The 20,241-nt window shown below is 40.4% G+C and carries 25 protein-coding genes; 9 read left to right on the top strand and 16 right to left on the bottom strand.

Features of this window, described 5'->3' with window-relative positions; translation table 11 throughout:
* Positions 1-46 precede the first annotated feature (46 nt).
* Genes KFQ09_RS14110 through mnhG form a run of 7 tightly spaced genes read left to right on the top strand, consistent with a single transcriptional unit; the run spans position 47 to position 5,823 of the window.
* Positions 47-2,458: a Na+/H+ antiporter subunit A gene (locus KFQ09_RS14110; RefSeq protein ID WP_136944515.1), complete on the top strand. Its 2,412-nt coding sequence runs from the start codon at positions 47-49 to the stop codon at positions 2,456-2,458.
* The gene (locus KFQ09_RS14105) at positions 2,455-2,886 is read left to right on the top strand and encodes a Na(+)/H(+) antiporter subunit B (RefSeq protein WP_008345843.1); all 432 of its coding nucleotides are present in this window, start codon (positions 2,455-2,457) and stop codon (positions 2,884-2,886) included. Before KFQ09_RS14110 ends, KFQ09_RS14105 begins: the two co-directional genes overlap by 4 nt.
* On the top strand, positions 2,886-3,227 hold the full coding sequence (locus tag KFQ09_RS14100) for a Na(+)/H(+) antiporter subunit C (protein ID WP_003213576.1): 342 nt from the start codon (positions 2,886-2,888) through the stop codon (positions 3,225-3,227). Before KFQ09_RS14105 ends, KFQ09_RS14100 begins: the two co-directional genes overlap by 1 nt.
* Positions 3,220-4,698, top strand: a complete 1,479-nt coding sequence (locus tag KFQ09_RS14095; protein WP_255835773.1) for a Na+/H+ antiporter subunit D — start codon at positions 3,220-3,222, stop codon at positions 4,696-4,698. Before KFQ09_RS14100 ends, KFQ09_RS14095 begins: the two co-directional genes overlap by 8 nt.
* Positions 4,699-4,704: 6 nt before the next feature.
* Complete coding sequence (locus KFQ09_RS14090; RefSeq protein ID WP_017358944.1) at positions 4,705-5,184, top strand: Na+/H+ antiporter subunit E; 480 nt, start codon at positions 4,705-4,707, stop codon at positions 5,182-5,184.
* Positions 5,184-5,465 (top strand): Na(+)/H(+) antiporter subunit F1, encoded by a 282-nt coding sequence (locus KFQ09_RS14085; RefSeq protein ID WP_008345849.1) that lies wholly within the window; start codon positions 5,184-5,186, stop codon positions 5,463-5,465. Before KFQ09_RS14090 ends, KFQ09_RS14085 begins: the two co-directional genes overlap by 1 nt.
* On the top strand, positions 5,449-5,823 hold the full coding sequence (gene mnhG, locus KFQ09_RS14080; protein ID WP_003213369.1) for a monovalent cation/H(+) antiporter subunit G: 375 nt from the start codon (positions 5,449-5,451) through the stop codon (positions 5,821-5,823). The genes KFQ09_RS14085 and mnhG overlap by 17 nt, the downstream gene beginning before the upstream one ends.
* Positions 5,824-5,913: 90 nt before the next feature.
* Here mnhG and KFQ09_RS14075 read toward each other — a convergent pair whose 3' ends face one another.
* The 6 genes from KFQ09_RS14075 to degQ form a co-directional block, all read right to left on the bottom strand.
* Entirely contained in the window at positions 5,914-6,303 is a 390-nt protein-coding gene (locus KFQ09_RS14075) for a hotdog fold thioesterase (RefSeq protein ID WP_017358943.1), read from the bottom strand.
* 23 nt (positions 6,304-6,326) lie between these two features.
* Positions 6,327-6,968: a two-component system response regulator ComA gene (locus tag KFQ09_RS14070; RefSeq protein WP_007500477.1), complete on the bottom strand. Its 642-nt coding sequence runs from the start codon at positions 6,966-6,968 to the stop codon at positions 6,327-6,329.
* A gap of 80 nt (positions 6,969-7,048) precedes the next feature.
* Positions 7,049-9,340 carry an ATP-binding protein gene (locus tag KFQ09_RS14065; protein ID WP_255835772.1) on the bottom strand — a complete coding sequence of 764 codons (2,292 nt, stop codon included), beginning with the start codon at positions 9,338-9,340 and terminating at the stop codon, positions 7,049-7,051.
* Positions 9,341-9,346: 6 nt separating this feature from the next.
* Positions 9,347-9,526 carry a competence pheromone ComX gene (gene comX / locus KFQ09_RS14060; RefSeq protein ID WP_039963855.1) on the bottom strand — a complete coding sequence of 60 codons (180 nt, stop codon included), beginning with the start codon at positions 9,524-9,526 and terminating at the stop codon, positions 9,347-9,349.
* Entirely contained in the window at positions 9,504-10,427 is a 924-nt protein-coding gene (locus tag KFQ09_RS14055) for a polyprenyl synthetase family protein (RefSeq protein ID WP_326849155.1), read from the bottom strand. The genes comX and KFQ09_RS14055 overlap by 23 nt, the downstream gene beginning before the upstream one ends.
* A 151-nt stretch (positions 10,428-10,578) precedes the next feature.
* On the bottom strand, positions 10,579-10,719 hold the full coding sequence (gene degQ / locus KFQ09_RS14050; RefSeq protein ID WP_003213123.1) for a degradation enzyme regulation protein DegQ: 141 nt from the start codon (positions 10,717-10,719) through the stop codon (positions 10,579-10,581).
* Between the two features lie 505 nt (positions 10,720-11,224).
* Here degQ and KFQ09_RS14045 point away from each other — a divergent pair.
* Complete coding sequence (locus KFQ09_RS14045) at positions 11,225-11,578, top strand: YuzC family spore coat inner layer protein (RefSeq protein ID WP_017358939.1); 354 nt, start codon at positions 11,225-11,227, stop codon at positions 11,576-11,578.
* Positions 11,579-11,614: 36 nt separating this feature from the next.
* Here KFQ09_RS14045 and KFQ09_RS14040 read toward each other — a convergent pair whose 3' ends face one another.
* The 9 genes from KFQ09_RS14040 to KFQ09_RS14000 all read right to left on the bottom strand — a co-directional run bounded on the left by KFQ09_RS14040 (position 11,615) and on the right by KFQ09_RS14000 (position 17,996).
* A complete protein-coding gene (locus tag KFQ09_RS14040) occupies positions 11,615-12,841 on the bottom strand; it encodes an EAL and HDOD domain-containing protein (protein WP_017358938.1) in 1,227 nt (408 codons plus the stop codon).
* A 140-nt stretch (positions 12,842-12,981) separates the two neighbouring features.
* Positions 12,982-14,391, bottom strand: a complete 1,410-nt coding sequence (locus KFQ09_RS14035; RefSeq protein WP_255836247.1) for a nicotinate phosphoribosyltransferase — start codon at positions 14,389-14,391, stop codon at positions 12,982-12,984.
* A 77-nt stretch (positions 14,392-14,468) separates the two neighbouring features.
* Positions 14,469-15,020, bottom strand: a complete 552-nt coding sequence (locus tag KFQ09_RS14030) for a cysteine hydrolase family protein (RefSeq protein WP_008345872.1) — start codon at positions 15,018-15,020, stop codon at positions 14,469-14,471.
* Between the two features lie 60 nt (positions 15,021-15,080).
* Positions 15,081-15,488 (bottom strand): YueI family protein, encoded by a 408-nt coding sequence (locus KFQ09_RS14025; RefSeq protein WP_007500468.1) that lies wholly within the window; start codon positions 15,486-15,488, stop codon positions 15,081-15,083.
* Positions 15,489-15,515: 27 nt separating this feature from the next.
* Positions 15,516-15,764 carry a YueH family protein gene (locus KFQ09_RS14020; RefSeq protein WP_008345876.1) on the bottom strand — a complete coding sequence of 83 codons (249 nt, stop codon included), beginning with the start codon at positions 15,762-15,764 and terminating at the stop codon, positions 15,516-15,518.
* 94 nt (positions 15,765-15,858) lie between these two features.
* Complete coding sequence (locus KFQ09_RS14015; RefSeq protein ID WP_076821018.1) at positions 15,859-16,080, bottom strand: spore germination protein; 222 nt, start codon at positions 16,078-16,080, stop codon at positions 15,859-15,861.
* 101 nt (positions 16,081-16,181) lie between these two features.
* On the bottom strand, positions 16,182-16,403 hold the full coding sequence (locus tag KFQ09_RS14010) for a spore germination protein (RefSeq protein WP_008345880.1): 222 nt from the start codon (positions 16,401-16,403) through the stop codon (positions 16,182-16,184).
* Between the two features lie 68 nt (positions 16,404-16,471).
* Positions 16,472-17,575 carry an AI-2E family transporter gene (locus KFQ09_RS14005; RefSeq protein ID WP_008345881.1) on the bottom strand — a complete coding sequence of 368 codons (1,104 nt, stop codon included), beginning with the start codon at positions 17,573-17,575 and terminating at the stop codon, positions 16,472-16,474.
* 184 nt (positions 17,576-17,759) lie between these two features.
* Positions 17,760-17,996, bottom strand: coding sequence for a YuzF family protein (locus tag KFQ09_RS14000; RefSeq protein WP_003213721.1), 237 nt, complete (start codon positions 17,994-17,996; stop codon positions 17,760-17,762).
* 180 nt (positions 17,997-18,176) lie between these two features.
* On the opposite strand from KFQ09_RS14000, the gene KFQ09_RS13995 reads away from it, so the two are divergent.
* A complete protein-coding gene (locus tag KFQ09_RS13995) occupies positions 18,177-19,661 on the top strand; it encodes an esterase/lipase family protein (protein ID WP_326110547.1) in 1,485 nt (494 codons plus the stop codon).
* Here KFQ09_RS13995 and KFQ09_RS13990 read toward each other — a convergent pair.
* A complete protein-coding gene (locus tag KFQ09_RS13990; RefSeq protein WP_007500462.1) occupies positions 19,658-20,191 on the bottom strand; it encodes an HD domain-containing protein in 534 nt (177 codons plus the stop codon). The genes KFQ09_RS13995 and KFQ09_RS13990 overlap by 4 nt on opposite strands.
* Between the last annotated feature and the right edge of the window lie 50 nt (positions 20,192-20,241).

Here is a 20,241-nt window from a genome sequence, read left to right as displayed (position 1 = left end):
GTTCTTTAGAACGTGAATTTATATTGATCAAAGGAGGTTCATTTTCTTGCAGCTTATTCACTTCGCCATCCTATCACCTTTTTTACTTGCCTTTGTCGTCCCTTTTCTCTTTAAATACGTAAGGCGTATACATACAGGATGGTTTGTTCTCATCTTGCCTATTCTTTTATTTACCTATTTCATCCAAATGCTTCAGATCACCTCGAATGGACGAACGTTGTTCTCACAAGCTGAATGGATTCCCTCTCTAGGGATGAATTTCACTGTGTATGTAGATGGTCTCAGCCTGTTATTTGCTTTACTCATCACAGGTATTGGTGCACTTGTGGTACTGTACAGTATTTTCTACTTATCAAAGGAAAAAGAACAGCTTGGCTCTTTCTATACGTATTTATTAATGTTTATGACCGCTATGCTTGGTGTTGTTCTCTCTGACAACATGGTCGTACTTTATTTGTTCTGGGAGCTAACGAGTATCTCTTCCTTCCTCTTAATTGGGTATTGGTATAAGCGTGAGCGTTCTCGTTACGGAGCAACCAAATCACTGCTTATTACTGTGTTTGGCGGATTAGCTATGCTTGGTGGCTTCATCCTCATTTACCTGATCACTGATTCATTCAGTATTCGCGAAGCAGTCAATCAGCTTCAGCTCATTATGGCATCACCTTATTTCATCCCTGCGATGGTTCTCATTTTACTAGGAGCCTTCACGAAATCAGCGCAGTTCCCATTTTATATTTGGCTGCCTGATGCTATGGAAGCACCAACCCCTGTAAGCAGTTATCTACATTCTGCTACTATGGTCAAAGCCGGTATTTATCTGGTTGCCCGCTTTAGTCCGATTTTTGCTATATCAGAGGTGTGGTTTTGGACCATTTCGATTGTCGGACTTATCACACTATTCTGGGGATCTTTCCACGCCGTTCGGCAAAATGATTTGAAAGCCATTCTGGCCTTCTCGACAGTGAGTCAACTCGGTATGATTATGCTCATGCTAGGAGTAGGCGCAGCTGCCATTCATGAAAACAACCCTGCCTTTTTTGGCGCAGCCGTTCTTGCTGCTATTTTTCATCTCATTAACCACGCAACCTTTAAAGGTAGTCTCTTTATGGCAGCAGGGATTATCGATCACGAAACAGGTACACGTGATATTCGCAAATTAGGTGGATTAATGACCATCATGCCAATTACCTTTACGATTACGTTAATTGGTACATTCTCGATGGCTGGACTCCCGCCTTTTAATGGGTTTTTAAGTAAAGAGCTATTTTTCACAAGTATGATCCGGATTTCTGAGATCAGCTTTACGGATGTGTCAACATGGGGGGCTATCTTCCCTGCTATCGCTTGGCTCGCTAGTGTGTTTACGTTCATCTATAGTATGATGATCGTCTTCAAAACATTTAGAGGCCGTCTGAATGTCGATCAATTGGAGAAAAAACCGCATGAAGCACCAATTGGTATGCTGATCCCGCCAATTATTTTAGCTGCACTTGTGGTCACGTTCTTCTTTTTCCCTAATATTCTTGCCTATTCAGTCATTGAACCTGCCATGCAAGCGATCATTCCTGAAGCCATTCAAACAGGAAGCCGCTTTGCCGTAAAAATTGAAGCGTGGCATGGATTCCAGCCAGAGCTTTACATGACAATTGGTGTAGTTGCGCTCGGTACCATTGGCTATTTAACGCTGTCAAAATGGCGCCCAATGTACAACATATTTAAGGAAAAATGGTCATTTAACGCTTTATATGATCGTTCACTTATAGGTGTAGAAAAAGGGGCTTACCGCCTAACAAACAGTTATATGACAGGATTCCTTCGTGACTATCTTGTCTATGTATTTGGGTTTATGATTATCGTGCTTGGCAGCGTGATGTTCTACAAGCAAGCCTTCTCATTTCAAACTGAGCACGCTGCATCAATCGGCACGTACGAAGCCATCCTTTCACTTGTGATGGTCGCAGCGACAGTCACGACTGTATTTGCTCGTTCACGCTTAACAGCTATTATTGCGCTAGGTGTTATGGGCTACACGCTGTCATTGTTCTTCGTGATTTTCAGAGCACCTGACCTTGCGCTGACACAGCTCATTATTGAAACCATTTCTGTCGCGCTGTTTTTACTTTGCTTCTATCATTTGCCAAAGCTGAGTCTGAAGCAAAAAACACGAAGGTTTAAATTAACAAATTTGATCATCTCATTAGGTGTTGGAGTCGTTGTCACCTGTCTTGCTTTCGCTTCAACAAGCCAGCAGTCTCTTGACACGATTTCAACGTACTTCATTGAAAACAGCTACAAACTGGCTGGCGGAGACAATATTGTCAATGTCATTCTTGTCGATTTCAGGGGCTTTGATACACTCTTTGAGATTACAGTGCTGGCCATTGCGGCACTCGGTATTTATGGATTATTGAAGGTAAAAGCACAAGGTAAACGGAAGAGAGGCGTACGGCGATGAGAAAGATTGATACGAATGATATGCTCTTACAAGTCACAACTAAAATTACAGCATTCATCATCTTGCTTTTCTCACTTCACCTATTTCTTGCAGGACATAACAATCCTGGCGGAGGATTCATTGGCGGTTTGATGAGTGCTGGTGCTGTCGTCCTTCTGCTTTTAGCCTACGACCTTAAAACAGTCAGACGCATTTTACCATTTGACTTTATTTATGTGGCTGGTGTCGGTTTGCTCGTTGCCATCCTAACAGGTATGGGATCTTTTCTGTTCGGAGCACCTTTCCTATCCCATGCATTTGATTATTTCCAACTGCCGTTTCTAGGGAAAACAGAACTGGCGACAGCGGTCCTGTTTGATATCGGTGTGTATTTAGTTGTTGTTGGTGTCACCATGACCATTATTCAAACGATTGGAGAGAAGGAATAATGGAATTTCTAATGTCTATTATCGTCGGAATCATTTTTATGGCAGCGACCTATTTAATGCTTTCAAAAAGCCTTCTGCGGGTCATCGTCGGTACTGCCGTTTTAAGTCACGGCGTCCATTTGCTTCTATTAACAATGGGCGGCTTAAAAAAGGGAGCACCTCCTATTTTGAAAGAGGGGCTCACATCCTATGTAGATCCATTGCCACAAGCATTAATTTTAACAGCCATTGTCATTGCTTTTGGTGTAACATCCTTTTTGCTCGTGATGGCCTTCCGTGCCTTCCAAGAGCTGAGAACAGATGACATGGATCAAATGAGAGGAAATGATCAGCATGAATAATCTCGTGATCCTGCCTATATTAATACCATTACTAGCTGCTACATTATTGATCTTTATGAATAAAAACACCATGCTGTCGAGAGGCTTTAGTGTGTTTGCATCTCTTTTAGCCATTATCTGTAATGTCTATTTGGTCCAAACGATTTTCACAAACGGCATACAAACCCTTTATTTGGGCGGCTGGAAAGCACCGTTTGGCATTGCCCTTGTGGCCGATCAGTTTGCTGCGCTTCTTGTGCTGACCGCTTCCATTGTTGGACTTGTCACAGTTCTTTTTTCCTTTCAAACGATTGGGAAAGAAAGAGAGCGGCTTTTCTATTATTCTGGTGTCCAATTCTTGTTAGCTGGCGTCAGTGGTGCCTTTTTAACGGGAGATATTTTCAACCTGTTTGTCTTCTTTGAATTGTTGCTGATGGCATCTTATATGCTCATTGTTCTGGGTGGTTCAAAGCCCCAGCTTCGTGAATCACTGAAATACATTGTGTTTAATATTATCTCATCGGCATTATTTATTGTTGGCGTAGCGTGTTTATATGCAGTCACAGGCACACTGAACATGGCTGATTTAAGTGTGAAAATAGCTGAATCTGGGCAAACAGGGTTAATCACCGTGATTGCCATTCTGTTCCTGATTGTATTTGGCTTAAAAGCTGGGGTCTTCCCGCTTTATTTCTGGCTGCCAGGGTCTTATCATGCTCCGCCAGCAGCGATTTCAGCTTTGTTTGGTGCACTGCTGACAAAGGTCGGCCTATATGCAATTGCCAGGGTCTTCACACTTATCTTTATACATGATACAGGTTTTACACATACACTTATGGCTTGGCTGGCCGCTCTAACGGTTATATTCGGTGTCATTGGCTCTATCGCCTATTCTGATGTGCAAAAAATTGTGATTTATAACATTGTCACAGCTGTTGGTGTCATTTTGTTCGGGATTGCGGCCAATACACCGGCATCACTCCAAGGCGCCATTTATTACCTCATTCACGATATGGTGATCAAAGGAGCTTTATTTATGCTTGCAGGGGCATTGTTTGTGTATGCTGGAACCAACCATCTGAAAAAAATGGGTGGGCTGATTCAATCCCAGCCTCTACTCGGCTGGATGTTCTTCATATCGGCTTTATCACTTGCGGGTATTCCTCCGCTAAGTGGATTTGTTGGCAAACTGAAAATTGTTGAAGGTGGGTTTTCTGCTGGGTACATGACGTTCTCTATCCTTGTTTTACTGTCCAGTCTTCTTGTCCTTTATTCTGTTATGAGGATTTTCATGCTCGCGTTTTGGGGAGAGGAACAGGATATGCGAAGAAGAAAGCCATCCATTAGAGGAATGGTGTATCCTGGGGTACTGCTTGTTATCTTATCGCTTGCGATTGGATTAGGCACAGAATTCATTGCACCTTATATCAATCAAGCTGCGGAAATGATTTCAACACCAGAAAAATATATTCAAGCTGTGCTGAAGGAGTAGATGAACATGGCCTTTCAAATATTATTAAACGCTCTCCTCGCCTTTACATGGATGTTTATGAATGATACATACAGAGCTGCAGACTTTGTATCAGGCTTTGCACTAGGGATGATCGCCATTTTTATGCTACGGCGATTCTTCCCGCAACGTTTTTACGGCTATGCCCTGTATGCGATTATCAAGCTCGTCATCATTTTTATCAGAGAGCTGCTTCTTGCCAATTTGAGTGTACTCAAGACGGTGTTATCTCCAAAGCTTAAGATCAAGCCTGGTATTTTCGCCTTTCGTACAGATTTAAAAACAGATTGGGAAATCACCATACTGGCTAATATGATTACATTAACACCTGGTACACTGGTCATCGATATTTCGGATGATCGTTCGATTTTATATATTCATGCGATGGATATTGAAGATGCTGAAAAAGCCATCCACGATATTCGGGTATCATTTGAAAAAGCGATTCAGGAGGTGAGCGGTAAGTAATGGAACTGATCTTGCAAATGTCACTTGGGATTCTTGCGCTGTCTACTTTGCTTTTTGTCATACGGGTCATCAAAGGACCTTCTATTCCTGATCGCGTTAGTGCGCTTGATGCGATAGGAATTAATTTAATTGGGATGACAGCCATCGTGTCTATCTTACTGAAAACCACGACGTTCTTTGAAATTATTTTACTGCTCGGTATTCTTGCCTTTATCGGCACTGTCGCTTTTTCCAAATTCCTTGAGAAAGGGGAAGTGATTGAAAATGATCGTCATCGCTAAAGCGATCGTAATTTTCTTTATTCTGCTTGGCGCCATCCTCTGTTTAATTTCAGCCATTGGTGTCCTTCGCCTGCCGGATGTTTACACACGTATGCATGCTGCATCAAAAGCATCGACACTTGGTGTTGTTCTCATTTTAGTTGGTGTGTTCTTTCATGAATGGTTTCTTGCAGGGATCATCTCTGCGAAAATCCTGCTTGGGATTGTCTTTATCTTTCTGACCGCACCAGTCGGCGCTCATTTGATCGGAAGAGCCGCTTACAACACTGGTGTGAAAATGGACAAACGAAGTGTCCAAGATGATTATGGCGGTTTCCGTAACTTTGTCATTAAACGAAAAGAAGACTCTTATTTATAAATGAAGAACCTGACATTCAGGTCTTGTTCACTTTACCCGCATGTTCATAAAAGGGTATTAAAAAAAGCTTCCGCTGCACCGGGAGCTTTTTTATATGCGATCAATGACAGCGAGTGTACATCTTGACGTACAGATATGACGGTCTCGATCATCTTTTATATCGATTTGGAATACCATTGTACGCCGTCCTACATGTACAGGAACAGCTGTAGCCGTCACCACTCCATCACGTACAGATTTTAAATGATTGGCATTGATTTCAATACCTGAACAAACCTGCTTCGTTAAATCCAAATGAGCAGCAGCACCCATGCTTGCCACTGTTTCTGCTAGAGCAGCTGATGCTCCTCCGTGCAGTAATCCAAATGGCTGTTTTGTTCGGTGATCGACTGGCATTGTCGCCACGCATCGTGACGTATTGCATTCCACAATCTCAATCCCCAGTGCCTCAAGCAGTGTATTTGAACCACTCACATCCATCAAGGCCCTCTCCCTTCACACGTTTACAGGACACTTTCCGATTTTGCAATTAACACCGCTTCTGTTCGAGATCCAACATTCAGCTTATTAAAGATGGAGGTCAAACTGTATTCAATCGAGCGTTTGCTCAAATGAAGCACATCGGCGATCTCTTGGTTTGTGTACCCTTTTTCCACTTCTCTTAAGATTAAACATTCACGCTCTGTTAACAGCTCATGATCCGTCTGCTGTGCCTGTTCTGGCTTCTCTTGCTGCTGTGAAATTAATTTCTTTAAATAGGATAGCTGAATGACAACTTCTCCTTGCAATGTGCGGTGTATGTATTCAATAATTTTGTCTTTTGTCTCTGTTTTACTTATTGCACCATGCAATCCAGCTCGAATGGCCTCTTCGAAATAATCATCTACTTCATATCCTGTATAAATGATAATTTTCACTTGTTGATTCGTTTCTAGAATTTGTTTGGCAATGTCCATTCCATTGATATCCCCGAGATTTAAATCCATCAAGATCACATCATAGATGGAAAAGTCATGCGTCTTTAAAAAGGCGCCTTCTGCATCAGGACTTAAACAATCGACTGATAGCTGCTGATCTGATTCTAATATGCTTTTTGTCCCTTCCATGACAGCCGGATGATCATCAATGACCAATATCTTCTTCATGTCTTCCTCCCTTTAAATCACTCACTTCCATTTTATATAAAAGACTTGGCAGATGCCAAGTCTTATTCCTTAAGAAATCGTTACAATTCCATTTCAATTTTCACCTTGAGCCCTTTTTCAGGTGCTGTGTGAATTTGAAGCTTTCCATTTAGAGCTTTGACTCGTTCCCTTATGCCAGAAAGACCCATGCTCATCGTGTGCTGATCAAGCTGGCTTGCATCAAATCCGACTCCATCGTCCTCATAATGGAGAACAACTTGATCTTTAATACAAATGAGCATCACTAAGACTTGGCTGGCCTTAGAATGCTTCAACGCATTGGATAACAGCTCCTGCACAATCCGGTAAATATTCAGCTGTGAGTCAATATCAATGTCCAGTTCTTTATCAAAGCGGGTTGTATTCAGCCTAATATGAAATGGCGCTTCCTCTTGAATTTGCGAAGTCAGCTTCGAAATTGCCTTCACTAACCCCAAATCATAGAGGAGCTGCGGCCGAAGTTCATGACATGTTTCTCTCGTGGTTTGAATCACCTTAGACATTTGTTCATTCCAAGAGATCAGCGAATTTTCAATAGATGTTGGGCATTGGTTGTTTTGGAAATTGGTTAAGAACATCTCGGACTGTCTCTTCAGTGAAATCAAATCCTGCAGCACAGAATCATGAAGATCCCTCGCTAAATCTGAGCGCTGCTTTTCTTCCATGGCGAACATGACTTTCTTCAGCCAGGCGGGATTGGCTTCCCGCTGTTTCAAATCCTCAAGATGCTCCATCAGTTCTTCGATCTTAACGACATTTTCTAAACTGACACTTGTGTAAAATGCCAATGTTTTCAGCCATGAAATTTCATCGCGGGTCAGCTTAGGTGTCCGTAAATTAGATAAACAGCAAATCACAAACGAGTGACCGCCCCGCTCACCAATTTTTATCATAAACCCTTTATTAAGCTCGATGATTTTCCCTACTTCGCCTAATAAATCGTGAAATTGATCGACATACTTTTTCCATAGGTTGCTGTCTTCTGTCTGCTCATCAATTTCTTCAATTTGTCCATCAGCCTTCACCTCAAGCACAAAGGCTTTATTCACAACAAGTACTTCTAAAATGGTGTATTTCAAATGATATAACACTTGATGAAGTGATGAAGCATCACGAATGAGCTGGGTAAATTTAAACACACTATCCTGATAATTATGTTTCTCTGAGAAACGCTTTAGACGAAAACGAAAATCGATGATTTCTTTAAAATAAAAGACGGTGAGCATAAGAATGTATGTGATAATTGTAAATTTCAATGTATAAAAATTAGCACTTGGCTTCTGAATGAAATCAAATATAATCACTACTACTATCGTAGGTGTGATCGCTAAAAGGCTATAATATTTAATTCTTCCCATAAAGAAATCAACATTATATAATTTATTTGACATAAATTGATAGACTAAGAAAAACGGAATTAATAATGCAAACGAAGCAAGAATATAAGGCGAAATAAAATACTTATGAAAAAAATATGGAATGATAAAGAACAGCATAAAAGGACTAAATGACGTGATTAAGACAAGTCCAAATGCACTAAGGACATTACCAATTTCCGTGCCTTTCCACCTTTTAGCTGATCTGAATGTGATAATAATCGTTATAAATGCAAGTGTAAAAAACGAAAGTAAGTTGAAAGCAGCTAAAACCATATTTTTAAAATAAATTTCTAAAACAAGATTTATAAATGGAACTGCATACAAAGAAAGAAGCACACGTACGCTAATAATTTTCGTACCCAATTCCTTCAAATACTGATACATAAAGTGCATATATAAAGGAGGTACACAAGTCATCGTAGTAATGACGATAAAACCACTAATATACTCACCTTTACCAGATCCACCAGAACTGACATATGCTACAGCAACAGCCAATAAAAAAAGGGCAAGGATATAGGCAGACTCTTTTTTCCTAGATTTGTTGATTTTTAAAATCATAAATATACAAAATAGACAGATTGAATAAAAAATGATCGGTATTAAGTAAATAAATAGATTTTCTTGACTTAATAACCTCACATTCTCTATGACAATTTCATCACCATGTCTATCAACAACTAGACTTTTGACGTTTGCTAAATAACCTCTTCTTACTTCTTCGGTTGGTTCTTTATTACCGTTCACTTCAAGGATGATATCGCCTTTTCTAACACCAGCATAATAACTGTCTGTAAAATCAACAACATCCTCTATTTCAAGTTGTCCGTCACTATTCACCGAAACGACTGCTCCTACAAAGATATTAAACACATTGATGTAGGAAATATAAATCACATAAATGAAACTAAGGATAATTAAAATAACAGTTAATTTCGAATAAAATTTTTGCATAGAGCCTCAATAGTCCCCAGCATCTCTCCATTTTTTTGATCTAATGGTATCTTCTTTCTGAAAACCTTCAACAATAATACTCGCAGTCACTTGATCAACGTGAAGTAACGATGCATTTCCATTAGCAACTTGCTTTAACGCCGAGGGGTTTCCCGCTAGATAACTAACTAGTTTCTGAATGTTCATCTTCTCCATCTCCAATTAAAAAAAGTATTAGCTTTTCCTTTTTAGAAGCCTTTAAATGTAGTATTTCGAATGCTTCTTTAAACTTATTTCTGAGAAGGTTTCTCATAATAAATACATATTGTTGAACGCCAGATTCTTTTAATTTATCCTTTAATTCTTCAGAGCCGGCACTCTTATCCTTTGATTGAAAATAACTGAGCAAGTCTGAACTAGATGGATTAAACTCATTTTTCAAGTAAACTAGCGGTAATGTTTGCATTCTTTTAAAGTCAATATTATCTTTATTAAAAAGACCTAGATAGTCATTTTCAAGCTGTTCCGCCATTCCTAGGTAATAAGCATATTCTTCTACCTTCTTTTCAAAAGAACCTGTTGCCAAAACAACACCTAACACACAAGGTAATACAAACAGTGACCCTGCTTTTAACTTCATGATATTTAAACAATCCTGCTCATTCTCTGGCTCCAGTGTCATATCTATATGCTGCCCTTGCATTGACTGAATGGAATAAGAATATACATTGTTTAAAAGCTTCGCTCCATGATCAAGCTTTGAAAACACATCAAAACTCAATGCAAAGAGAACATTCGCCGCATTAATCGCAATTCCGCTCTGACATTTCATCCAAGGATACGAATCATTATCCTGATCTTCAATATCATCTAATATATCGGCAGATAAGATGAGAAGTTCAATCCCTGCTGCCAGTTTTGTAATCGCTTGCTTGTCTTGTCCGCCAAATGCCTCATAATGTTGGTAAGCCAATTGCCCAAAAGGAAATTCATTCTTTATATCTGTAAATTCGAGAAGCAGCTTTTGTAAATCATTTTGCCTGACTGCATGTTGAATAAAATCAGACATTTTCTGCTTGATTTTTGTATTCTCTAGATAGTTTAGCATACTCGATCTTGATCCTCACCCTCTCGCCTCTTATTTTACTAAAAAGAAATAAGTAAATGTCCACTGACATCACTATTTAACAATTATATAATAATATATCCTTTTTTTGTATGTATTTGGATAAAAAAAAGACTTGATGGTTATCAAGTCTTTAAGAAATTTTCACATATTCATATTTGTCGTATTGATCAATGCTTTTGTTAATGTTATGAAGAGAAGCCGTTGTTTCTCTAATTTCGTTTTCAAGTTTCCATAATAGTTGTTTAAGTTCTTCGATTTCATACTTTTCCATCGATTCCACTCTCCTTTTTTGGAAGATCAATGTATTTGTGTATGTTGATTGGGTCATAAGTATTTGATCTGTTACTAACAGTGTAAATGCTATTGAGTATTTTTTCACCGAAAAGTATGCACAAAATGTGTGCGTGATACCGCAAAATTCAATAGGTCTTTTTTCATCATTTTCAGACTTTTCAAATGATACTTTTATCTCAATTTCAAAGGAAATACGTCATTTTTGCGACATGAACAGGCATCATTCGTCACAATTCTCACGATACAGAACGTATGATCCCTTCTGTTTCCTCGGTTTTTCATGTTATAGGTCAGACGACAGGCTCTACTGTAGACACCGCAATTTTTTGGCGACATTCACCGAAATTGACCGCAAAAGTACCTATTTTTATGATGAATATGCAAAGGTAGAAAGATCATTTTGATTCTTTATTCGGATTTTCTTCATACATTTAGAACAGATATCCGTCCAAATTCACTTCAATGAGAGAAGAGGTGACCATGTGTTTTACTATGTTCCTTATCCTCCTTTGCAGGTTCCCGCAATGGGGAACGCATACCTGCGAACACCTATGACTTTTCCTCCAGTAGATGCTCATGCGTTTCAAAAGGCTGCAAAGGAATCAACCCGTCTCGTTGCTGATGCATCCCTCATTACACAGCAGATTTCCGGTTCGCTTTCGTTTGGACAGCGAATCATGGAAGCTGCTGAACGTGCTGACACCGCAAGTGTGATTCGAATGCTGAAGCAGATTGGGGTGAAAAGCAATATCGATATCCGCTTTAGTCCAGAAGGCATCCGCATCTACTTATCCCTCTCTTCAAGCAGGCTTTTTCTACTTTTACAGTGGGGATAACAAAGAAAGAAGCCGCTCTAGTGTGAGCGGCTTTTCTTAAGATTCAAACATTTTATGACACCATTCAATGGCTTCTATATAACAGCCGTAGGCTTCCTGCTTAGGGAGACTTCCACCTAACATCTCATCATCCCATTCATTTCGTTCAATACGTTTGGCAACGTCTAACACAAGGAAATAGTCATTTTCATAGCCAAGCAGTGCCTCACCTACTTCATCCGAAAGAGGCAGTTCTTTCACAAGTTCAGTAATGTCCGCCCTGACAAGCGTATCAATAAGTGAAAACATACCTGTTAGCATATAAGAAGCGGGATGCTCTCGTTCAGTCCGACTAGCAATGAGTTCACACGTTTTGGCACGAATGAACGACATTTTGATGATTTCCTTTTGGCTTGAGTTGGCTTGGACATTTAGTTCTTTAAATGAAAGGATAAAGATCCATCGCCGTATTTCATTAAACCCAAGCAGGATAATCGCCTGACGAATACTCTTGATTTGATAAAGACGTCTCATGCCGCCAGAATTCAGCATTTTTAATAATTGATATGAAAGAGAAAGATCACTTTCTATAAAATGCGTCACGGTCTGAATATTCGGCTGCTCCTTGCTCAGCTCATTCAATAGCTGATGGTATGCGTGGAAGCTAGTCGATAAGGCTCGTCCCGAAATGACGTGCGGCTCACTAAAGAAATATCCTTGAAACAAATGAAAGCCAGCTTCTAACGCTTCTTCATATTCTTTTCGCGTTTCTACCTTTTCAGCAAGGAATCGAAGTCGATACTTTTTATATGTATGTAAAATGTCTCTTCGTTCTTTACATGTTGTTTTCAGAAAATCAATTTTTAAAATATCAATGCAATAGAGGAGTTCATCGAGTAACTTGTCATGAAAATGTGTTCCGCTCAGAAAGAAATCATCGAGCGCAATCGTGTATCCCCACTTTTTTAATTGCTTACATCTCATAATAAGTGCCGGGGTAATCGGTACATTTTCTAATATTTCGATCACAAGCTGATGTGGATCAAAATAAGTGAGCAGATCAGACGAAAGCAAGCTTTCGGTGAAATTGATGTAGCATCGTTTTCCTTCTGTCAGTGTTTCGATGCCAATGTTTAAAAAACTATTGATAATGAGGTCGGTTGTCGCTTGATCACCATCTTCAGCGCTATATGTATTGGTTTCACTATCTCTATAAAGCAGCTCGTATGATACGACTTGTTCTTTTCTGTTAAAAATAGGCTGCCTTGCAACAAACACCCTCAACTGCTCCATTCCTCCTTTATGCAATGACAAACAAGATGTGCCTTCAGTATACCAAATGATTGCCCATAAGGTTCATTTTGAATCGTCCAACATGAAAAAAAAGAGACCATCTGGCTTGATGATCTCCTTTCCCGGGGTAATCAGCTTTCATAAAGCTCTTTTTTGATTTTATTTTTCACATCATGGATAAACTGCATCTTATTATCCCAGCATTTTTGACTCAAATCGACTGGGTATTCTTCTGGTTTGCTGATTCGTTTGTATTCCTCCCAGAAGAGTCCGAGACTGTCCTGCACATATGCTTGAATCGTTTGGATATCTGGATTATCATACACCAGCTTCCCTTGTTCAAAAATTGGGACATGAAGGTCCTTTGCCACAAAATTTGTCACAAATTTGCTGATAAATGTATGAACTGGATGGAACATTTTCAGCTTATCTTCACTTTGAACATCTTCTTCTTCAAGGGCAATGTAGTCTCCCTCAGAGTGATGATTCAATTGATTGATAATGCGATACACTCGTTTACGGCCTGGTGTTGTCACTTTCTCTGGGTTAGAAGAAATTTTGATCGTGTCATTCATCTGACCGTTTTCTTCAATCGATACAAGCTTATATACAGCACCAAGAGCTGGCTGATCGAATGCGGTAATCAGTTTCGTTCCAACACCCCATACATCAATTTTTGCACCTTGTGCTTTTAAGTTCATAATGGTGTGTTCATCAAGATCGCTTGATGCAATGACTTTTGCGTCATGTAATCCAGCTTCATCCAGCATCGTTCTCGCCTTTTTAGACAAGTAGGCAAGGTCTCCGCTATCAAGTCTGACCCCAATAAAGTTGATTTTGTCTCCGAATTCTTTCGCTACCTTAATCGCATTTGGAATGCCTGATCTGACCGTATCATATGTATCCACTAAAAAGACACAGTCTGTATGTGTTTCAGCATATTTTCTAAATGCAGTATATTCGTCGCGATATGCTTGTACAAGGGCATGGGCATGGGTGCCTGATACGGGAATATTGAAGCGTTTCCCTGCACGGACATTACTTGTTGCCTGAAATCCGCCGATCAGTGCTGCTCTTGCACCCCACATGGCTGCATCCATTTCATGCGCACGTCTTGTTCCGAATTCTAATGCTGTCTCATCTTCAATGATTCCTTTAATACGAGCCGCCTTTGTTGCAATTAGCGTCTGGAAGTTCACGATGTTGAGCAGTGCCGTTTCAATTAGCTGCGCTTCAACAAGTGTTGCCTCGATGCGCATAATAGGTTCATTCGCAAAGACAATTTCTCCTTCTTTCATTGAATGAAGTGTCCCTGTAAAAGACAATCCGCTTAAGTATTCAATGAAATCGCTTTTATAACCGAGTTCATCTTTTAAATATGCAAGGTCGCTCTCGGTGAAAGAGAAGTCCGATAAATATTCAATCGCTTTCTCTAAACCAGCAAATACAGCGAAGCCGTTGTCAAATGGAAGCTTTCTAAAGAAGAGTTCGAAGACTGCCTTCTTCTCATGAATGCCGTCTCTCCAATACGTTTCTGCCATGTTAATTTGATAAAGATCTGTATGTAGTGATAAACTGTCGTCAATAAACCGATGCTCCAACTTCCATTCTCCTTCCCTTACTTAACCACTTTCGCACCAAGCGTATGCTCAAAGTGAGAAAGTGCCCACTCGTGCCCCGCTTCATTAAAACTCGCTACGGCATTCTCATGAATCACAAGTTCAAAGCCTTTATTGTACGCATCAACAGCTGTATGAAGTACACAAATATCGGTACACACTCCGGCTAGGTGAAGTTCAGTGATGCCACGCTCGCGCAGTTTCATTTCTAATTGAGTGCCTGCAAAAGCAGAGTATCTTGTTTTTTCCATATAATAGACATGATTTAAATGTGTTGACGTGTGAAATAGTGAACTTAGTTTTCCGTAAAGTTCAATTCCTTCTGTCCCGCGAATATTATGGGGCGGAAATAACTTTGTCTCTGGATGATATGGATCTTGCTCTTCATGATGATCGACGGCAAAAACAACAAAGTGTCCTTCATCAATAAATGAAGAAGTGATCTCTGTGATCTTCGACTCAATCGCCTGTCCAGGCTTTCCGCACGTCAGTTTTCCATCGTCTGCAACAAAATCAACTGTATAATCAATACAAATCAATGCTTTGCCCATCCGCATCTCTCCCATATGCTCTTTTGAATCATTATAGCTTATTCATTTCACTAGGGAAACCTATTCAACAGATTCACGAGAAAAAGCTTTTTGAAAAAGCTCATCTTCTATATAGATGTGCTCTTGATTGATCGCATGCGGCACCTCTATCACAAGCCCAAAAGGTGAATGTGACTCGTGATGGTTGACCACTTTAAAAGAACAACCAGCGGCATTTGCCATTTTGACATATGGAGAATAAGAAGCATATGACAATTCACCATTTAAAAGAACAGTGGCCTCTCGGTTTGCCTTCAATACTTGCTCTACCTCTTGATACGATTTATGTCTCGATACTTGTCCTTTTGTCAGAGCGAGAAGTGCACGTTCTCTTAATGAGCCGAGAAACATTCTTCGTTCATCTGGTTTTGTTTCAGCATGTCCAAATATCCCTTGCTGCAAATAAAAGTCTACGGATTCTTCTTTCATTGCTGTGTTCACTCCTGGTTTCTGAATTTACATTTCTGTGACCCAGTGCACAATTTTTTGTGCGAGTTCACGGGCTTCGTCTATTTCTACTCTTTTATTTAAAGATTGTTCTAGTGCTTGCTCAAGCTGCGTTTTTTCGTCTTCATACGCAATAGAAATACTCCATTCCATATCAGGTACAGCGACAAGCGTTTTATATTCTTTTTTATTTTCATGTAAATATACATTGTAGGTTGTTGGTTGCCCGCTTGTCAGATGCGCTTTTCTTATTTTCATTTGACGTGTTTTCCCCCCTTTTTCTTCTTCCTTCTTCTATCCATTGTACCATAAAAAAAGACAGCTTCTGAAAAGGAGACCCTTTCAAAGCTGGCTATGCGTTAAAGCTCTTATGCTGGCTGATCAGGTTTGAATCCCACACAAATGTGACGTTCGGATTGTTGAAAAATTGAACAAAGTCTCCTGCATTATAGGTGCCTGAACCACCAGCGGAATGATCTACACTTTTTGGCGAAATAGCAAACACATCGCCGAAATGTGCAGAACCGTTTCCTATGACACGGTCAATATGAATGGGTCCAACAATTGCTGGCATCTTTCCACCACCTTTACTACCCTCATCATATGCCTAGCTGAACAATACGTGTCTATCCAACATAAAAAAGACAGCTGATATGTCATATGATCAGCTGTCTCTTATGCATTAAATGATTGAGGCTGGCCAAACAGTGTAAAGTCCCAAAGCATGGTGGCATTCGGATCGCTTGTCAGGGACATATAATCACCTGAATTAAAAGCTCCCGCTCCACCGGTCGAGTGATCTACAGCCAAAGGGGCAATGGCGAGAACGTCACCAAAAGTAGCCGAGCCGTTTCCGCCTAAAGACTCAATATGGATGGGTCCAACAATCGCAGGCATCTTCCTTCTCCTCCCTATTCGCTTATGTGAGTTATGTTATGCAAAAAGGGAAAAGTTGTGCATCTGCCCTAAACGTTTAAATGCTGTTCTTTTCGAGAGCGCTGACGCAGCTGAACCAATCTGACAATATTGAGTGTGATGGCTTTCAGCAGCGCATAGACAGGGACGGCAAAAATCATGCCAAGGATTCCGCCAAAACTTCCTGCCCCAATTAATAGCAAGATAATTGTTAACGGATGTGTGTTGAGACGTTTTCCAATGATCAATGGAGAAATGACGTTTCCATCGATCTGCTGAACAACAAGAATGACAATAACAGTCACAACCGCTTTTCCAGGCGAATCAAGAAAAGCAATGAGCACAGCTGGTGCCGCACCAAGATATGGCCCAAGATATGGAATGACGTTTGTCACCGCAATAATGATGCCGAGAATGAGCGCATATTTCACACCAATTAATAAGTATCCGATAAAACAAGCAACTCCGACAAATAAACAAACAACGATTTGCCCTTGTATGTAAGCAGCAAGCGTATCGTTTAATTCTTTAAAAATCTTCAATCCTTCCTTACGGTAAGGCATTGGCAAAAATTGAACGAGCTTGTCCGGAAACTTATGCCCGTCTTTTAGCATGTAAAATAAAATGAATGGAACGGTAATGACAGCGAGGGCAATATTTGCAATCACGCCAAACACCGCCGACATACTGGAAGCAATATTTTCCGGTAAATCTTTTAATGTCGAAACGATCGACTGTTCAAACTTCGAAACAGACACATAATCTTGGTTCATCATCCACGTAAATGTTTTAGAATGCGAGAAATCGTTGATAAATTTCTGCATGTCCGTGACATACCCCGGGAAGCTTTTGACAAGTCCACCCACCTGCGTGACAATGACAGGTCCAGCAGCATTGACAACAAACGTGATAAGCCCGATGAATAGGAGATAAATAATCAGAATGGCGAGCGTCCTAGGTATCTTCTTCGACAAAAATCGAACAATCGGATTAAAGATGAAAAAGAGAATACCTGCCAGTAAAATAGGAACAAACAACGTTGAAGCAAATAAAATGATCGGCTGAAATAAAAATGAAACTTTTGTTGATACATACACAATCAGTAAAACCAGTAATATTTGGAATGTCCAAAAATGAACTTTAGATTTTAACAAAGATGCTCCTCCTGTTACGTATTGACCTTATTAAAAAACTACTATTCAACCCACCTTCTGTCAACTGCTTCTTGTTTTAGAACCATATTTTTTGAAAAAAAAAGAACAATTGGTATATCATGCACTTTTTCCAGATATACATTCTGTAAGCATTGAAAAAAGCAGACACCTGTGCGTCTGCTTGTTACACTCTTTCACTGTGATCAGGCATCACCGACACGATTTGCTGGATCCGCACATAAAACACTGATTTTGCCCCCGCCTCAATCACAATATGATCCGGCATCACTTCCTTCAACTTTCCACGTACTGTATCTTTCACTGTTTGAACAATCAATCTCATACCGACTACTTTCTGCAATGTTTGATAAACATATGGATCAACTAATGAAACAAGCTGTGGACTTCCTTGTTGTGCCATGCTACCTGCCCCTTTACTTGTGTATTTACCCACAGCGTATGCAATGACCCATGTGAGTGTCACTCAGCAAACCCACAACATTATTACCGTATTTTTACATTTCATATTTTTTTACAATTTTTAGAAGTATAATAGATTGGTGCTGCCAACATCTTAAATTATTTGAAGAGGTGAATGATCTTGAAAAAATTAATCTGTATCGTTGCTGTCATGCTCTTACTATCCTCTGCAAGTTATGCGCACGCAGGCACAATTGGAGATGCACCTGGTACACCAGGGAAGTGGTTTAAAGGAGAAGAACCGGTACAAAAAGACCTGTCAAAACCCCCACTTGTTTTTGTTCATGGCATAAACAGTTCTTCCTCCACATGGTCTGATCGAAACGATATGGCAAAACAAGCTGTTCTGAACGGATACGAAAGCGCGTTCATAGATTTGTATCCAGATCAGGACATGAAAAAGAATGGGAAACTATTAGCAGAAAAGTTAAAAGAAATCTATGAATTTTTCGGCAGAAAACTGATAGTAATCGGTCATAGTAAAGGCGGAGTGGATACGCAGGCTGCACTCGTGTATTACAACGCTCATCCATATGTAGAGAAAGTCATCACACTTGGCTCTCCACATTATGGGACGCCGCTTGCGGATTTAGCCTATAGCAAAGGCGGGAGCTGGCTTGCGCAAATCCTTGGACAAAAGAGCGACGCGCTCTATTCTCTGCAAACCGGGATGATGGCAGCTTTTCGAAGTGAAACCGACCGGCTGGAGACGTTTCCTCATAAATATGTGACCTATTCTGGTTCAGAATGGGGAACCTTTGGCGGAGTGCTCTATTTAGGCGGCATGTATTTAAAAAGCTTTGGTGCAAACGATGGCGCTGTGACGGTCAGCAGCACAAAGCTAGCATATGCAAACAATATTTTAACAGGAAAGTGGGATCACTTTTCGATCAAAAACGGCACAAGCATGTTCCCCGTATTTCAGGCACAGCTGCGTGCAAGTACCGCAAGCGCTGAAAGTGAAGACGAACAAGAGCAAGAACCAGTCTCTTCAGAGCTAAATACAAACGTTTATGTGAAAGGTGGAGAAAGTGAAAAGGATAAAACAGAAGCGTTCTATGTAGAGGAAGGAACGAATGGCCTATCGATTCAGTGGTTAAATGAAAGACAGGAAGCCAATCCGGAAATCGTTGCGCCAAATGGAGATGTCTTAACCAATTTGACGACATCCGAAGCATCATTCCCATATGAAGGCGCCTATTCACACCATGTACAAATCAATAAACCCGTTCCAGGAAAATGGACGATTCGATCAAATTCAGTAAAAAAGGATCCTTATTTGCTACTTGTATCCTTTGATTCACCATTGAATGAAGAAATCAAAATCGCTGCAGCGAAATCAGGAGATGCATCGACACATTCGAGCAAGCTGATTAAACGATTAAGCAAAACTGTAGAGACCACTTATTTTAAAGATGCCGAGAAGGATCATCCACTGAAAACGAGCTCTTCATCTGCCGTTCAATTGAAAAAAGAAGGTGCTTATTCCGTCACGGTTCATTACACAGGTCTCACTGCGTCAGGGACGTCGGCATTTAACCGTACTGTGATCCGCACATTGTATGTGGATCAGCACGGAACGATTCATGGAGATATTCCATATTAAACAGAGCGTTTCATGGGCTGAAGCGCCTGCTGCACCTTCTCATCCAAATCAGCAATTTTTTTGAGCGCAAGTGATTCATCTATTTGTCTGTAATGATGGTGTCCACCAGGCTCTTCGTCCATTTCATCTGCTTTCTTCACAATTTGCTGGAGTGTGTCCTTATGCAGGTCGCCCTCTGGCAAATATGAATCTGTGTGAAGCAAAATCGCAAGGGCAATCTCTTTGGCTGCTTTTGGTTCCTCGCCGAGCCGTATGAGCAGTTTATGTGCCCGCTCTGCCCCTTTAATGGCATGAATATCATTTCGTCTATATGTCTCGTAATCCCATTCTCCGCCTGCTGTATACCATTCATAGTGGCCGATGTCATGCAAGAGTGCTGCTTTCACAGCAAGATCCGGGTTAATCCCCGCCTGCATCGCCAGTTTGAATGCGTGATAAGCACAAGCAATGGCGTGGGCTTTTCCTGAACGATTTAAATATTTTTGAGCGACTGGATGGGTGTAAACATCCATTAATGTAACCTTTCTCATGGAAACCCCTCCTTATCTATATTTTTAGCATCCTAACATATTCTGAAAAG

It is taken from the genome of Bacillus sp. FS02 (assembly GCF_024398395.1).
Lineage (GTDB): Bacteria > Bacillota > Bacilli > Bacillales > Bacillaceae > Bacillus > Bacillus altitudinis.
Note: the sequence above shows the minus strand (reverse complement) of the source record. Positions and strands in the feature narration are given on the sequence as shown.